The organism is Paenibacillus sp. 2TAF8, assembly GCF_052114825.1.
Classification (GTDB): domain Bacteria; phylum Bacillota; class Bacilli; order Paenibacillales; family Paenibacillaceae; genus Paenibacillus.
Window position 1 is genome coordinate 1 of sequence record NZ_JBFRFN010000026.1, and the last position, 17,148, is coordinate 17,148.

Sequence of the window (17,148 nt, forward strand, 5' to 3'; positions counted from 1 at the left end):
GCCCTGTCTCTGACAGGTACTTTTGTCGATACGCTTTTACGTACAGATTTCGCCATACGCAAGTATCCTAGCTACGCAGGGGCTTGGCCCCTCCTGCGACCGGACTTTCACCGGCTAGAAGATGCGTGCTTTGCTGGGCACGCCTCACATAAAAAGGACATCCCCCAGCACACTGTGCTGGAGAATGCCCTCTAAATTTAATGATTACGAACCAATAGCAATTTCCATCCTAACTATAGCCTGTTACGGGCTGATACGGCTTGTTAAAGCTTAACGATCCGAGCTATTACAACTTAACGATCTGACCTGTTTTCTCGGATTCAAACGCAGCCAGAATAACTTGCAATGAACGCAAGCCCTCTTCACCCGAGATGGATGGAGGTGTCTTGGTTACAATGGATTCTACGAATGCATCGATTACACCGCTTGGTACTTGTTTTTCATTGGTAGCCATGGCGCCGACTTTGTACGTTTCAACCGTACCGTTGGTCAACTCGACGATGACCTCGTCACCTTCTACTGTACCGATCTTCATTACGCCGTTTTCACACCACAGCACGGTGCTGTTGTCTCCGCCTCTGTATTGTGTCCAGCTGGCTACGAGTGTGCCGATTGCGCCGCTCTTCATGCGAAGCAAACATGTCGCATTGTCATCCACATCCGTGCCTTCTTTGTGCAGCGTGCTGATGAAACCAGCCACTTCGGATACTTCGTCGTTCAGCAAATAACGGATAAAGTCAGATTTGTGCACGCCAAGGTCACCCATCGCACCCATAATGGCTTCTTCTTTGCGGAAAAACCAGCTACCCGCTCCATCTAAACTCCAGCCTTCTGGACCCGGGTGACCAAAAGCAGTACGGAAAGTCAGCACTTTGCCCAGTCGGCCGGAATCCAGAATTTCTTTTGCTTTCACGTGAGGAGGCATTAGACGTTGGTTATGACCCACCATCAGATATACACCGTTTTTCTTAGCCGCTTCAATCATTTGCTCGCCTTCTTCAGTGGAAACCGCCATCGGTTTCTCAACCAATACATGCTTGCCCGCATTGGCAGCCGCAATCGTCATAGGTGCATGCAGATAGTTCGGTGTGCATACGCTCACCGCTTCTACTGTCGTTTCGTTTGCAAGCAATTCCTCATAACTGGAATATGCTTTGCCGCCGTACATTTCAGCCATTTCCTGCGCACGCTCCACTACCGGATCAGCAAATGCGACAAGTTCTACGTTCTCATTGGCAGCGTACTCTGGAATATGTCTGCGCTGAGCGATGGCTCCACAGCCGAATACAGCAACTTTAATTTTACTCATGTACAAAATTCTCCTTTGACAATTAGATTCATGTTTGGCACAGTCAGATGTTACGTTGAGTCTTTTAACTCTTAGAACTGGTTCAGGTAGTTTTGTTTCAGCCAGTTGTGACTGTTCTCTACGCTCTCAAGCGGAGGGTTCTGACATACGTCCTGTTCCACGATCAGCCACTCTACACCTGCATTTGTTGCGCTTTCAATTACAGCTGGCAGATCCACTTCACCTTGTCCCAGCTCCAATGTTTTCATCTGTCCCTGTTCGTCTTTGCTGAAATCTTTCAAGTGAAGCAGCGGCAAACGGCCCGCATATTTATTAATATACTCGATCGGATTTTGTCCAGCAAATTGTACCCAACATACGTCCATTTCCACTTGAACCGCTTCTGGAGTTGTTTGAGCGAACATCGCATCAAATGCATTTGCATCCCCAACTTGGCCATGGAATTCGAAGTCATGGTTGTGGTAACCAAAGATCAAACCTTGTTTTGCTGCCTCGGCTCCATACTGTTGCAATTCATCGAAAAGTTTTGTCCAGCCTTCTGCATTTTCCGGGCGATCTTCCGGCATCAGATATGGGCAGATCATATATTGTGCACCAATTGTTTTCAGGTAATCGATTTGTTTTTGCAGGTCTTCGCGCATCGCATGAAGAGACACGTGGCTGCTAAAACCTTTTAGACCCAGCTCATCTAGTAGCGCTTTCATTTCCTCTGCTGGAATGTCGCCATATCCGGCAAATTCTACCCCTTCGTATCCAAGGGCGGCCACTTTGTGCAGTGTACCACGAAAATCTGCTGCAGTTTCATCACGAAGTGTAAAAAGTTGCAAACCAATGTTCAATTTTTTCATGACAGATACTCCTCTGCTCTCAAATTTGCTTACATTGCTCTATCTGGTATCATCCTAACGCAAAACAGGCTAAAATGAACATATACAATATAATCGAAACATGAACTATCTGATCAAATTTTATTTCCATCCTGATTTAATCCGTGAACTTAGTTATAGGGCTGCTCGCTGGCGGTCTTATAATTCTGCTGATATGACAGGATCGAATGTTTGGGGGCGTACATCTGTGGACACATTGGACACATCCGTATTGATCTGTGACTACTCCTATCACTACAAGGCATTCACCCATAATATGAAAGGCGAGCTATCCACCTATCTGTTCCGCTTGCAGACGGAAGGCTCGTGCAAAGTCTATGTGCAGGAAGAGGAATTTCGCATGACCAGCGGTGATTTGCTTTTATTAAAACCCGGGGATGATTATCGCCTCGTCGTAGATGAGCCACACAAGGAAGGGCGTTTGTCGAGTGGGGACTACTATCTCTTCTGTGAAGGCGACTGGATTGAAAAGTGGTGGAAACGCCAGCAACGTCCGACGGTAAGCCGTATTGGTCTGGATGACAAATTGATCAGTCTGTGGCGCAACATGCTGCTGGAGAAACGGCGCGGCCCGCTGGAGGAAAATGCGGAGCTGAAGGATGCTCTGCTAAGGGGATTATGCCTGTACATTGACCGGGCGATTACGGAAAATATTCAGACCGACCGGGCTGTCTCTTCGGCACTTAAGCTGAAGCGTTTTATCGAAGAACATGCCACGGTTACGTTCAAATTGGAGGAAGCCGCCCGTTATGCCGGACTCAGTCTCTCGCGGGCCGTGCGTTTATTCAAGGAACACTATAATCAGACCATGATCCAGTATGCCATCGAAATCCGGCTGAATGCGGCACTGGAGCGTATGAAATATAGCGAGATGACACTAGAGCATATTGCCGAGTCCTGTGGTTTTGCCAGCTACTCCTATTTTCACCGGGTGTTCCGTGCACACTTTGGCATGTCTCCGGCGGAATACCAAAAATCTAAACAGCATGAACCGATAGATGATCTGGAACATGTGTAACGTGAACTACTTTAATTTCAATCCATTCGGCGAGGTATTCAAAATCATTACTTATCTTTATAGACACCCTTATTATAAAACTAGATCTACTGGAGTGATCCTATGAACTCGAAACGCAAAGTCCTCATTATCGAGGACGAACATGACATTTCCCGCATTTTGCGCGATTATCTGTTGAAAAATGGATATGAGGCCGCCGTCGCTGCCACTGGAGAGGATGGACTTCAGATTATGGAGTTGATCCAGCCGGACTATATTATTCTCGATATTATGCTGCCAGATCAGGACGGTATCGATGTATGCCGCGAAATTCGCAGGCGGAACAACATTCCCATTCTTATTCTGAGTGCCAGAGGAAGTGATACCGACAAAGTGCTGGGGCTTGGATTTGGCGCTGACGACTATATGAGCAAACCTTTCTCCCTGAGCGAGCTGCTCGCCAGGATCAATGCTCACTTCAGAAGATATGACAGTCTGAACACAATACAGGATCACTTCCATCTGCTACGTCTGGCTAACCTAGAGATTGACAAGAAGGCTTATAAAGTTACCGTAAATGGTGATGAAGTCTCTCTATCGGCAAAAGAATTCGAACTGCTATATTATCTCGCCAGCAACAAAAATCAGGTCTTCTCCAAATCTCAATTACTTGATGCGATCTGGGGCTTCGACGCTTACGGAGACGAAAATACGGTAACGGTTTACATACGCAGACTGCGGGAAAAGATTGAGCGCGATGCTTCTCATCCAACCCTTCTAAAAACCGTCTGGGGAGTCGGTTACAAGTTTAATTATGACTAAGCACGAATGGAGAAGCGTTCATGTCACTACATAACTGGTCTACACGATGGCTGAAATTATCATTAGCAATCCTACTTCTAATCCTGCTGTGCAGCCTTGGCCTTTTTCTTCATCTGCTCGCATCTCATTCTTCCAGTGAGTCTGCACCGATGATTAATCAGGTGCGTCTGAAGGTTAACCCGATGCTGCTTGAACTGGAGCAAAATCATCATCGTTTTGCAGACCCTGTTGTTCAGGAGCGGATCCGTGCAGCAGCAAGCAAAGAAAACATTCCTTTTTCCTATGTCGAACTGGATGGTCAAATCAAACTGTCCTCCGTACCATCATCCGAAGGCACATTAGTTAATCTGAGATCCGCATTACATTATAATCTGGCAGATGTGTTACAGCTTGCGGATGGCCATGAATCACTGGACATTGCTTTTCCCGTTATGGACGGCCCGGATGGCCATCAGATCGGAAATGCGATTTTCACAGTACCCCGATCTCTGCTTTTTGTTCAAAAGACATCTACTGTTCCCGTATTTCTGCTAGGTGCGCTACTCATCCTTTCTCTTCTGCTCATGTTTCTTCTATACACCATCGTTCGCCGTATCAAAGGACAGATGTTAATTCCAATCAACCAGTTGAAACATCATGCCGAATCGATTCTTAAAGGCAAATATGATGAGAAAATTCAATATCAACGCACGGACGAGATAGGTGACTTATACGCTATGCTGGATTTGATGCGGATGGAACTTATGTATTTGAGCACACAGCGCATACGACAGGAAAAAGCCCAGAAAGAGCTCATCACCAATATCTCTCATGATCTCAAGACTCCCATTACGACGATTAAAGCATACATAGATGCGATCTCCCAAGGGGTATGCGAAGATGAAGATACCCTGAAAGAATATTTGGATATTATGCAAATTCATACAGACAAAACAGCCCGGCTGGTAGAGGATTTGCTCGTTCACGCATTACATGAGCTTGGACAGATCTCGGTTGAGCCGCAAGAACGATATAGTCGTTCCGTCTTTGAAAATATGCTGAGACCCATTGCACATATTGTGCAATCCCACGGATTGACCTACGAACAGCTAGGCCCGATCCCTGACGTACTTATTCGGATTGACCCGGTACGCATTGAACAGGTCATCTCCAATCTGATATCTAATGCACTAAAACATACGGCTCCCGGTGATTACATCCGCATTCATGCTGAGGTTCACTCGGGACAATTCAAGCTGACCATCACTGATTCGGGAAGAGGGATACAGGTTCAGGATATGCCGTTTGTATTTGAACGATATTTCAGAGGTGGCTCTTCCCCTAACTCTACTCCAATTCAGGAAGGAACAGGACTTGGCCTTTCCATCTGCAAAAGCATCATTGAAGCGCATGGAGGGCAGATTCATTTTTCCAGCAAAAACGGTCAAGAAACGCTCTTTCAGTTCAGTCTGCCCTTATGTTAAGGTGATGAATTAGCAATGGAGGAGCAATGTTCACTAAGGCTATGTATACTCTGAGCTGTATGTCCTAGGTTTGTAATACTTTATTTATATTTGGATAAGGGTTTCTCAATATCTTCCCTTTATGATGAACGATATACTGCAACGGGGAGTGATTCTGCTTGGACAAAACATCTATCATTCGTGCCAAAAATCTGTGTAAGACCTACCAGGGCGGGACCGAACAGTACCATGCGATTCGTAACGTTAATCTCGATATTTACGAAGGTGATTTCACTGTGATCATGGGGAATTCCGGCTCAGGCAAATCCACGCTGTTATATTTACTAAGTGGACTGGACCAAGTCACAGCTGGTGAGGTTTATTTTCAGAATCAACGTATTGATACCTATAACGAACGAGAATTATCCGCGTTCCGCACACGTCGAATCGGATACATCTATCAAAGCATCAACCTTGTTCCCGACCTTTCTATTCAAGAAAACATTGCACTTCCCGGGTACATCGCCAGAAGCAAAAAAAGTGAGGTTCAGACGCGGGCAAAACAACTCATGTACGACATGGACATCCATGAACAACACAATCGCCTGCCATCCCAGACCTCTGGGGGGCAGCAACAACGGGCTGCGATTGCCCGTGCACTCATCAATTCACCGGATATCCTGTTCGCTGACGAGCCTACTGGAAGTTTAAACTTCGAACATGGAAAAGCGGTACTCGACATTCTGACAGATATGAACCGAGAAGGACAGTCCGTCGTGATGGTAACGCATGACATCCAAGCCGCTTGCCGGGCTGATCGTCTGATCTTGATCCAGGATGGCAAAATCGGCGGTATCCTGGAATTCGACAAATATCACGAGCATCAGATTCCGGAGCGGGAGTCCATTGTCTTCGCTTTTGTATCGGGGAAGGAGTAATTTATGGCTGCCATCCTGAAGTTGAGTTTTTCTTATCTCACTCAAAATAAAATCCAAAACCTGTTTATTACCCTGCTTATTTTACTTTCCACCCTTCTGGTGTGCACTTCCGTCATCATTTTGGCGAACACAGGTTATCAGTTCAAGGAAATGCATAGCCAAACGAACGGATCACATCAGATATTGACATTCGAAAAAGATCTAAACGATCCCCAAACGGTGTATGACTGGTGGGCCGCTCAAAACGGTGTTGAGGTCTCGCCTTTGCTTACTTACCGTACGTTGTCAGGTATGACCTTAAATAATGTGGATATCCCCAACATTTATCTGTACATGATGAACACCCCTCCACCTCCATTGAATGTAGATCAATTCGTATTTGCAGCCGGTAAAGAAAGCGTGTATCCCGCACAAGGAAATGTATGGATTCCTACTTCGATGGCCTACAGTTATAACATCGCTGTCGGTGATGTCGTTCAATTCAGAACGGGACCTTCTAAGCTAAGTCTCACCGTATCAGCGATTGTTGTAGATGTTCCTTACGGAGCACCGTTCAGCAATACGGCAAGAATCTGGATGAACCCTGACGATTATCAACATGATTTCATCACGCTTGCAGGCAAAGAACATCAGATGATGGGCATACATTTTGATGACTACAGTACGAACTCCAGCTACTGGGATCGTTATACAAGCGAGATGGGTGCTCCATTTCTGGAAACCAAAATGGAATTCGAAAGTATCTCATCCTTCTATCTAATCATCAACCAGATCATCGGTTTCATTATGATATTCTTAGGGGCCGTCATGATGATGATTGCACTCATTACGATTGGCTTCACCATATCCGATGCCATTCTGGCCAACTACAAAACGATAGGTATCCTCAAATCGCTTGGACTGACCTCCCGAGCAACCATTGCTACCTACGTTATTCAATATGCTCTGTTGTCCATCATCGCCGTTCTTCCCGGGGTGGTACTTAGCGTATTCGTCTCCAAATTCATCATCAACATCTCCGTATCGTCCCTGCGGACTGACCAGGGTGATCTTGCAATTGAGGGCATTGGAGCTGCTATTGTTGTAGGGCTGCTGTTACTCGTCTTGGTTATTGTATTTGTCGTGTTATACGCCAGAAAAGCTCGCACGATCCAGCCTGTTCAGGCCATTCGGTACGGTATGTCGGAGAGCGACAATGTACGCATGGTGCGACGAATGAATTCACCGCTAGCACATAGGGCTTCATTTGGAAAGCTGCCTGTTTCTTGGGTCATCGGCATACGCAGTTTGATCAAAAATGGCAAAAGCTCTGTCTTAATGATACTGCTGACATCAGTGGCCGCTTCCGTCCTCGTCTTCGGATATACTGTTCTGACCAGTATTATCGGCATCCATCAGACAGCAGCCCAATGGGGGTATGACAATGCCAACATTGCTGCGGTGGTCGTAGACAAAACGACATTTCCAAAAGCAGCACTTCAACGTGTACTGGAAGAAGATCACCGCATCAAAAATGTGGGCTGGCAGGGAAACCTTAACGGCGTAATTCCCTCCGAAGTTTTGGAAAACCATACAACCCGTCCGTCGATCAGTCTTTATTTGGGTGTATTGGATGGGAGCTATAAGGACTCCGGATTCGAGACGTTAAAAGGAAATAACCCTGAACGCGAGAATGAAATTTCAATCGGGGTCAGTGTTGCCAAGATGTTAAACAAGGATTTGGGAGACCTCATCGATCTTTACGTTGAAGGAGAGAAGCGCACATTCATCATTTCGGGTATCTATCAAGCGATCGCAAACATGTCGGTATCCGGGAGAATCACCGTTCAGGCGGTTAAGAGCGTAAATCCAAGTTACAGTGACGTAGATGTTGCCTTTATTAATGTCACCGACCCATCACAGGCAGGGGCAATTGCAGCCCAACTGAATGAGCAGTTCAGAGACTCTGCTTCCATCGTCACGCAAAAAACACTGCTGGATTCCGTTTTCGAAGAAGCATTAAACATTCTTATATATCCCATGGCTCTGATTGGGCTACTGTTCATCATTGTTACCTTTATGATCATCTTCAGTACCTGCCGGATCAGCATTCGCAAAGAGAACAAGACGTATGGCATCTACAAATCAATAGGTATGACATCCGGCAGTATTCGTTCCTCGCTTACACTTGGAGTCGCATCGCTATCCCTGATAGGTTCAATGTTTGGCATTATTGCGGGCGTCTATCTTCTTCCCCGGTTACTTGAACAAGTTCTCTCGGGATATGGAATCGTACACCTTCCCTTGGTTCTGAATGGATGGGGCATCCTGTTATTCGTCTGTTTGAGTATATTGGCAGCAACGATTGGATGCTGGCTGGCATCTCAGGAAATTCGCAAGGCATCACCACGTATGTTAGTTATTGAATAACCTAAAAAGAGCTCTTACCTATTTATAAAAAGGTAAGGGCTCTTGGAGATTATCTAAGTTTTTTATGTTTAGATACATTTTTATGTTCTTATTCAGGTTTGTTCTATAAAAATTCGGGCTACTAACCACGCCACTTCTTCGCCAGTTCCTTAATCTGATGCGGTGTTGTACGGCAGCATCCGCCAATAATATGCGCACCAGCAGCAACCCATTGTTCCGATGCGTCCTTCATGCTGCCACAAGAGCCTTGCCCGCTCCATGTTTTGGTCTCGGCATCGTAAATCTCGCCTGAATTCGGGTAGACGATAACGGGTTTATCGCTACCTTGGCGAAGAATACCGATGGCTTCCGTGACCACTTCCATTGGAGCGCAGTTCAGGCCGATTGCCGCAATCTGCGGTTCAGAGCCAAAGGTCTGTGTGCATACCTGAAGCGACGTTCCCTCGCTGATGCTTGTCCCATCTTTTAATGAAAAAGAAAGCCACGCATGAGTATTCGGAAACTCCTTAAGCAATTCTACAAGAACACGAGCCTCTTGCAACGAAGGAATCGTCTCGAATGCGAGTATGTCAGCTCCTGCTTCAATCAGCGCAGCCATGCGAGGTCGGTGAAATGCAGCAAGTGTTTCGTCCGAGACGCCATAATGCCCAACATATTCGGAACCATCCGCCAGATAGGCACCGTATGGGCCGACAGAGCCAGCAACGACAGGTCGCGGACGACGCAACTTCTCGCCACTAGTGTGTTCACCAGTACGATATTCACTCTGCTCGTTCCCTGCCTTCTCGACATGTTCCGATGTCGCTACCGCAGGTTGTCCTGTTGAACCTTCTGCACCTGTTGTAGCTCTTTGCACTTCTGCCCACACATCATCTCTAGCCTTTGCAGCCAGCTTTACTGTCTTGCGAATCAGATCCAGTGCAGCCTCTTCTCCAATGCCACGCTTGCGGAAGCCCTCCACCGTTGCCTGATAACTGGAGGTAATTGCACAATCTGCCCCTGCACGGAAATAATCAGCGTGCACGTTCACGATAACATCCGGGTTCTCCAGCAGTACACGTGCAGACCAGAGCGGATCATCCAGATCACAACCATGCTGCTCAAGCTCCGTCGCCAGTGCACCGTCCAGAATCATGACCGGATACTCCTCCAAAATATGTTGAATCACATGGATATTATTTGTTTCCTCACGTTTAGTCATGAAGTCATCCCTCTTTTCTTCTTCGTCCGATCTGTCCAATAATACGCGATATAACATAAGATAATAAATGGAATACCACAGTATAGAGCAATCCGCTGCGTTGGGTCAAAAGCGATACCGATGCAGGATGCCAGGCACAATACAAATGAAACGATAGGTACGATTGGATATAATGGCGTTCGGTAAACCAGATCTTTCACGTCATGTCCTTCCCGCAGATACTGCCTACGGAACATGTATTGAGACACGCTGATGCTCATCCATACCGCTACCACAGCAAGACCTGAGATCGAAACGAGCGTGATATAGACGGTTCCCGGTGCAATGATGCTGGACAATAAAGCCAGTGCACCACCAGCCATGCTGAGCACAAGCGCATTGAATGGCACTCCGCGTTTCGTCAGGCGGGCAAACCATGGAGAGATCGTCTTTTTATCCGCCAGTGACCAGAGCATCCGTGATGAAGCATATAGCCCCGAATTCGCAGCAGACAGAATTGCCGTTAAAATAACAAAGTTCATGATGTCGGCTGCATACGGAACACCGACCCGCTCCATGACAGCAACGAACGGACTCTCCAGCACACTTGCATCTGACATCGGCAACAATGCAGACAGAATAACGATCGTACCAATAAAGAAAATAATTAAACGCCACAGCGTGGTGTGAATGGCTTTCGGAATGGTTTTTTCCGGATTTTCCGTTTCGCCTGCGGCAATACCAATCAGTTCCGTGCCCGAGAAAGCAAAATTCACAGCCAGCATCGTCATCAGAATCGCAGTTGCACCATAAGGGAACCACCCTGACGCTGTAATGTTGGAGAAGAACGGAGCCGGTTCAGCATTTGCCATCGGAATAATACCAAACATCGCTGCGCCGCCAAGAATAATAAAGATGACAATCGTCATTACCTTCACCAAAGAGAACCAGAACTCCGATTCTGCAAAAAGTTTGACTGTGAACGCATTAAACAGGAAGATCATCAACGCAAACAGCGCACTCCAGATCCAGACGTTCACGGATGGAAACCAGCGCTGCATGAGCAGCCCGGCAGCTGTGAATTCCGAACCCAGTGCCACTGTCCAAGTAAGCCAGTACAGCCACGCCACCGTGTATCCTGTAGCTGGTCCAATATATTTGGCTGCATAGCTATGGAATGCACCCGTCTCTGGCATATGTACAGACAGTTCGCCCAGACAGAGCATCACCAGGTACACCACCAAAGCCCCAATCAGATAAGAAAGAATCGTACCCAGTGGTCCGGCTTGTTGAATGGTATACCCTGAGCTAAGGAACAGACCTGTTCCAATGACGCCGCCAAGAGAGAGCATAACCACATGCCTCGTTTGCATTTTTCGCTGAAATTGACCTTTATCGTTGCTATTTTCCATATAACCTGCTCCCCGCTCCTTCATCCAGAACAAACAAAAAAGACCCACTCTTCCCGAAGAGTGCGCCACTACTGACAAATAAAAACAAACGCTCCTATCTATCAGGCTTTCACCCGCTGGAATTAGCACAGTATCCTTCAGATCTGTTGCTGAGGTTTCTAAGGGCCAGTCCCTCCACCTCTCTGGATAAGAAAATGATTTTGTATAACTATATCGACTGCTGCCTGATGTGTCAACATTTAAATAAATACTGCATCCGATTCAAGCAGAGCCATCGATACACTTGGTGCGAAGTTAACACAGTAAGCATTCCCACTGGTGAGTATGGGGCTACTCTGTAGAAGATCCCGGATTTACAACATTTGTTTTAATTTCATAGGTAATAGGTACTGTTGCAAACACTTCATCCCAGTTATCTTTTACTTTTTTCCACGTTTTTGGATAATGGATTCGGAGGCTGTCCCGAAAACCGGCAACGTCAGCTTTATACGTATGCTGGAGTTTATAGAGCATCTGATCAATCTGTTGATCTACGATTTTGGCAAAATCCTGTTCCAGTTCTTTCAGATAGGCTCCCTTCTCTTCTTTTTCAGGCGCACGCCAATCCTCCATTAGCCAGCCTTCGGACTCTGCCTTGACATGAAACGAAATGTCGCCGTGACTTACCTTCGGAATGATTTTTATAGTCTTTTTCTTGATCTCATAGAGAACCGTGAAGCCTTCCTTACTATATGTTTTGATGACCCCGCCCGCCTTTTCCTCAGGCATAATCCAAGATAATGCTTCCAGATCGGTTTGGCTAAGCTCCCCGATAAATTTCGTTGTTTTAGCTTTAAAGATGCTCCCCCCTGAAAACTTATCCTCACCATCTGCATTCAACACATTTTGAAGCAAAAAGCTGGAGCCAGACTGCATCTCTGCATCCAGTTTAGCAAGCGAAACAGGCTCCAGTATTTTATTAGAGATATACGAATTATTTGTGATTCCCGTAAGATAAAAGGCCGGAATCCGGGAAGGATCTTTTGAAGTGAGTACATCCAGCGCACGGTGATGGCTGATTAGCACAAGGCAATTGGGGCGAATATCGTTATCCCGTAGTACAAAATCAAGCAACTGTTTTAATCCATACTTTTTAGCAATATCTTTGGAAATGACGATCACTTTCAGATGATGTCCAATGAGCGGACGGTCTCGGCGCAAGGAAAACTGACGAAATATTTGAAGCAACGAATCCCCGGTAAGTTGTTCGTTGGAGTAAGATGATTTTCCAGAAGAAGGTGAACCTCCTTCATCGCTCTGCTGACCACTCGATTTCCCTGGAGCAATCTGAACGGTCGCGGTCACAATTTCTTCTTTGGGATAACCCCCTCCTTGAGCTGATATTTTTTTCTCGAATTTTGTTTCCTGACCAACATCAATTCCGAGACCAACATACAGACTCAAATCTTCAATTTCCCGGCTGCTCCAGCATCCCGAGATAAGGCTAAGAATCAGTAACGCACAGATCATACGCAGCCACAACCGGAGTGAAGTCATGCGTGTTTACCTCCTTTTTTACGAATAATGCTCAGTAGCAGCAATACCAGAGGCAAAATGGCAAACAAGACGACAGATACATTGCCCAGCATGTCACCTAGTGCAAATGTTTCATATACATTTTTGGGAATCATGGCTGCCAAATAGATAAACGGTAGAAGACAGTACATAATGGTACGCATCTTTTTAGCTTTAAACAGATCACGAATCCCTACAGAAGCGCAGTAATGAGTAATCGCAAACGTAGAGAAAATCTGCAAAATCCAGATAACCAGCAATAACGATTCGAAGCGCTCAAAGATCAAACCCTGAATCTCAAAACTTCGAACCAGATCCAGCGTTGGCCAGGTTCTCGTTTTAATTCCATCAAGCGATAAACTGCCAACGACCATAACGACCGTAATCAAATAAATCGATGTAGATATGCCCAGCCCCCAAGTCATGGCCTTATTGCTTTTCTTCGGATTTTGCATATATGCCGTAATGACCAGCATCACTTCATAACCTGTGTATGAAAGCAAGGAAGGTTTCAATCCTTTAACAACAGGCATGATGCCCTCTCCGAGTACAGGTCTGAGATTACCGATCTCAAACAACTGATTACTAAGCAAAATTTCCATCACAAATATGACCAAGGTAATCGGCAAAATGACCTCGAACACACGCACGATGACTGGAAGTCCGCCGGAAATCAGATAGATTCCGATCCACATAAACACCATCACAATGGCCCAGGTAGGTGTACGCTCCAGCAAATACATACCGGTCACGTCAGCCATCACCCGAATTTCAAAAGCAGCAATCACCATAAAATAAAGAATGTTGGCACAGCCGAGTATGTAAGCAATCCAACGTCCCGTGATCTCCCGCGTAAACTGGAAAACGGTCTTTTCCGGGAATCGTCGGCATAAGGTCACCAGAATAATTCCCACACCCGTGATAATCAATCCGGAGAGGATAATTGAAATCCAGACGTCCGGTGTACCAACCGCTTTGCTTGTTGTCCTAGGCAATGTTAATATGCCTGCACCAAGCATGTAATTGACGATAATGACCACGGCTTGTGTAGTGCTTATTTTTACTTGAGAGTCATTCATTTCTTAGCACCTCCAGACCATCTGCGGATTATACGAGGCTAAACTGAACTGTACAGAACTGTTTGGCACGAAACTTCACTTCGAACAACATTATTTCTTGCGGTCTTCGTCGGTGGTATTCATCATGTCAGGACGTCTTCTCATCATATTCAGCGGGGCACGGATGACAAAATCCTTCCAATCACTCAAATGGTACGGAACCGCTGGTGCAATATATGGCACCCCAAAACTTGAAAGTCGAGCCAGATGTGTGCACATCAGCAAGAAGAACATAACCACGCCATATAATCCCATTACGGCAGCACTAAACATCGCAGCAAAGCGCAGTAACCGCAAAGTCAACCCTGCACTATATACTGGAATGGTAAAGGACGAAATGGCCGTGACTGCCACAACGATGACTAGAAACTGGCTGATAATGCCTGCCTGTACCGCTGCCTGACCGATAATCAGACCACCAACGATGCCCATCGCAGGTGCGATCGGTTTGGGCAAACGAATGCCGGCTTCTCTTAAAATCTCAATCGACAGTTCCATAATTAAAGCCTCGATTAAGGAAGGAAAAGGCACTCCGGATCGTGTCTCAATAATCGTCAGTACCAATTTCGTTGGAATCAGACCCGGATGGAACGAAATAAAAGAGATGTAGAGTGCTGGGGCAAGCAGGGCTAACATCGCTGCCATAAAACGCAGAATACGGAGAAACGTACTTGGAATCCAGCGTTCATAGTAATCTTCCGGAGATTGAAGAAGCATGCTGAATGTCACTGGTACAACAAGTACAAATGGTGTTCCGTCCAGCAAAATAGCCACACGTCCTTCAAGCAGGGCACCGATAACCCGGTCAGGCCTTTCTGTATTCAAAACCTGCTGAAAAGGGCTCAGTGTATCGTCTTCAATCAGCTGTTCAATGTAACCCGACTCAAGCATCGCATCCATATGAATGGCTTTCACACGTTTCATAACCTCGGTTACAAGTTTAGGGTCGGCAATATCCTGAATATAAGCAATAGCCACGTCTTTTTTGATCCGGCTGCCCACTTCAAACTTTTCAATAAACAAACTCTGATCGCTTCCATAACGTCGTAAAATGCCCGTGTTATCACTAAGCTCCTCTGTAAAACCGATACGCGGTCCGCGTAGTAGACCTTCCGATAAAGGTTCATCCACCCCGCGCGTCTTTAATCTGGACGTTCCGATCAGCATAGCTCCCGGCAGGCCATCCACCAACAAACCGTTTTTTCCTACCAATACACCTGTTGCAAGCTCCTGTAGAGATTGTGTCTCCTGGATCTCGCTGACGGGAAGAATTTGAGTTTTCAGATACGTGGACAGGAAGTCTGCCTGCTCAGGATGAAGAAAACTTTCCTGTTTAAGTTCAGGTATACCCTTAATCATCAAAGGTTCAATTAAATATTTGTCGATCAGATCTGTATCCGTAAGCCCTTCAGTATACATAACTGCCACTCTTGTATTCGTTCCTCTAATGATGAACTCTCGAATATGTACATCTGCATTTTTGCCAAACGTCTCTCGCACCGTAATCAGATCTGTTGTGTATATTCCGGTTAACTTAATGTTGGCATAGTGCCCGGTTTCCGTACCTGGTCCGATGCCGGCTTCAGCTGGTGATATGTCCTTCGGTGAATGATTCATTTTGTTTTTGCGAGAGAAGCTTCCACGCTTAATTGCCGTATGGAACCAATTCGTCGTGAGATAAAGAATAACGGGTACGACAAATACCATGAGTGCCTGTGCCCATATGGTCCATTTCGGTACATAAGATAAGATCGTTGACCACATCTTCCCATTCATCCTCCCTTCTCCGTAAAATCAAATCACAGGTATTCCCGGCTTATTGTGTCCTGTTTGTCCATAAAAATTCCGTGATTTTGACAGGACATGCAATGGAACACTTTCTTACCTGATCAATAACTACCACTTGTGATTTGTGAAAAATTGTATCTGAACACAAAAAAAAACGATCCTGTAATGAGCACAGAATCGTCTGAAAATTCATATCGTATTTTTTTTGCATGCAAGTATGGCTACACAATTCGCGTCACATGCTGTGCCTTATCATCAAGTAAATGAGCCGCAGCCGCGATCGTTTTGAAATCATTTAACGCAATCTCAATTCTCTCGTGACTCTGCTGCACGTAATGCTCCACCTTTTTTGTACCATCTGTAATGTTGGTAATCTCTTTGGTGATGCCCGTAACACTGTCACGAATCTCGTTAATCGAATTCTCTACCATCGCAGATAGCTTGCGAACTTCTTTTGCCACAATATCGAATCCACGTCCGAATTCTCCCGCATGTGCAGCCTCAATTGCTGCATTTAGTGCGAGTAACTGTGTCTGAGACGAAATTTCCCGAATGGTTCGCACCACACCTTGAATGGAACCGGCCTGTTCTTGCAGATGAGATAGAGTAGACTGGTTAGCCAATGATACCTCCGAGATGTAAGAAACGCTGGACATCAGTTCATGGCTTCGACCGATGCCAGCTCCTGCCTGCTCATTCAGTTCATGAGACAACGCCTTCAGTTCCTGAACAACGGCTGTAATGTTATTTTGACGATTAGTAATATCGGTAGCCATCTTGCAGACCCCAAGCACCTTGCGATCCGACTCATCAAATACCGGCATGTATGTAGCTTCAAGCCATACCGATTGCCCCTTAGCATCCATGCGTTCAATCTTATCCTGAAAGCTTTTCCCGCCCAAAATACTTCTCCAGAACGCCTCATACGCTGGACTGTCTGCAAATGTTCCAAAGCATAATTGGCGATGCTGCATACCATACATCTCTTCCTTGGTGTACCCCATCCTTGAAGCAAATACATCGTTCACGTATGTAACCCTACGGTTCAGGTCGAAGCGAATGATCGCCAAACTTTTCTCCATTGCTTTAACCACTAGCTCGTCCGTAACCTCATCTTGCCGCCCAGTCTCCAATAAAGACATCTAAATCCCCCACAATCCGTCCCATAGTCAATAAGGTTTTGCTATTTAACCACTGAATGCAGTTCTATACAGTGCATCTTGCGTTGACTCCTAGTAATGTTACCCGAAATCGGGACTTTTGGATCACTAATTTGCATGAATCTCAAAATA

At 45.9% G+C, this 17,148-nt stretch carries 13 protein-coding genes and 1 riboswitch; of the genes, 5 read left to right on the plus strand and 8 right to left on the minus strand.

The window, feature by feature from the left end:
• Window positions 1–286 precede the first annotated feature (286 nt).
• Window positions 287–1,309 carry a Gfo/Idh/MocA family protein gene (locus AB4Z30_RS25750; RefSeq protein WP_090924332.1) on the minus strand — a complete coding sequence of 341 codons (1,023 nt, stop codon included), beginning with the start codon at window positions 1,307–1,309 and terminating at the stop codon, window positions 287–289.
• A gap of 71 nt (window positions 1,310–1,380) precedes the next feature.
• The gene (locus AB4Z30_RS25755; protein WP_441930283.1) at window positions 1,381–2,157 is read right to left on the minus strand and encodes a sugar phosphate isomerase/epimerase family protein; all 777 of its coding nucleotides are present in this window, start codon (window positions 2,155–2,157) and stop codon (window positions 1,381–1,383) included.
• Between the two features lie 235 nt (window positions 2,158–2,392).
• Between AB4Z30_RS25755 and AB4Z30_RS25760 the strand changes: the two genes are divergently transcribed.
• The 5 genes from AB4Z30_RS25760 to AB4Z30_RS25780 all read left to right on the plus strand — a co-directional run bounded on the left by AB4Z30_RS25760 (window position 2,393) and on the right by AB4Z30_RS25780 (window position 8,804).
• Window positions 2,393–3,214: a helix-turn-helix domain-containing protein gene (locus AB4Z30_RS25760; RefSeq protein ID WP_441930310.1), complete on the plus strand. Its 822-nt coding sequence runs from the start codon at window positions 2,393–2,395 to the stop codon at window positions 3,212–3,214.
• 102 nt (window positions 3,215–3,316) lie between these two features.
• On the plus strand, window positions 3,317–4,015 hold the full coding sequence (locus AB4Z30_RS25765; RefSeq protein WP_441930284.1) for a response regulator transcription factor: 699 nt from the start codon (window positions 3,317–3,319) through the stop codon (window positions 4,013–4,015).
• 20 nt (window positions 4,016–4,035) lie between these two features.
• A complete protein-coding gene (locus tag AB4Z30_RS25770; protein ID WP_441930285.1) occupies window positions 4,036–5,478 on the plus strand; it encodes a HAMP domain-containing sensor histidine kinase in 1,443 nt (480 codons plus the stop codon).
• A gap of 158 nt (window positions 5,479–5,636) precedes the next feature.
• On the plus strand, window positions 5,637–6,395 hold the full coding sequence (locus AB4Z30_RS25775; protein ID WP_441930286.1) for an ABC transporter ATP-binding protein: 759 nt from the start codon (window positions 5,637–5,639) through the stop codon (window positions 6,393–6,395).
• Between the two features lie 3 nt (window positions 6,396–6,398).
• Entirely contained in the window at window positions 6,399–8,804 is a 2,406-nt protein-coding gene (locus AB4Z30_RS25780; RefSeq protein WP_441930287.1) for an ABC transporter permease, read from the plus strand.
• Window positions 8,805–8,925: 121 nt separating this feature from the next.
• On the opposite strand, the gene mmuM is transcribed toward AB4Z30_RS25780, so the two are convergent.
• The 6 genes from mmuM to AB4Z30_RS25810 form a co-directional block, all read right to left on the minus strand.
• Window positions 8,926–10,005 carry a homocysteine S-methyltransferase gene (gene mmuM / locus AB4Z30_RS25785; RefSeq protein WP_441930288.1) on the minus strand — a complete coding sequence of 360 codons (1,080 nt, stop codon included), beginning with the start codon at window positions 10,003–10,005 and terminating at the stop codon, window positions 8,926–8,928.
• Window positions 10,002–11,396 (minus strand): S-methylmethionine permease, encoded by a 1,395-nt coding sequence (gene mmuP / locus AB4Z30_RS25790; protein WP_441930289.1) that lies wholly within the window; start codon window positions 11,394–11,396, stop codon window positions 10,002–10,004. Before mmuP ends, mmuM begins: the two co-directional genes overlap by 4 nt.
• Window positions 11,397–11,487: 91 nt before the next feature.
• Window positions 11,488–11,589: riboswitch (SAM riboswitch) on the minus strand.
• 137 nt (window positions 11,590–11,726) lie between these two features.
• A complete protein-coding gene (locus AB4Z30_RS25795; protein ID WP_441930290.1) occupies window positions 11,727–12,932 on the minus strand; it encodes a Ger(x)C family spore germination protein in 1,206 nt (401 codons plus the stop codon).
• Window positions 12,929–14,029, minus strand: coding sequence for a GerAB/ArcD/ProY family transporter (locus tag AB4Z30_RS25800; RefSeq protein ID WP_441930291.1), 1,101 nt, complete (start codon window positions 14,027–14,029; stop codon window positions 12,929–12,931). Before AB4Z30_RS25800 ends, AB4Z30_RS25795 begins: the two co-directional genes overlap by 4 nt.
• Window positions 14,030–14,119: 90 nt before the next feature.
• Complete coding sequence (locus AB4Z30_RS25805; protein ID WP_441930292.1) at window positions 14,120–15,832, minus strand: spore germination protein; 1,713 nt, start codon at window positions 15,830–15,832, stop codon at window positions 14,120–14,122.
• Window positions 15,833–16,077: 245 nt separating this feature from the next.
• A complete protein-coding gene (locus tag AB4Z30_RS25810; RefSeq protein WP_441930293.1) occupies window positions 16,078–16,998 on the minus strand; it encodes a methyl-accepting chemotaxis protein in 921 nt (306 codons plus the stop codon).
• Window positions 16,999–17,148: the final 150 nt, after the last annotated feature.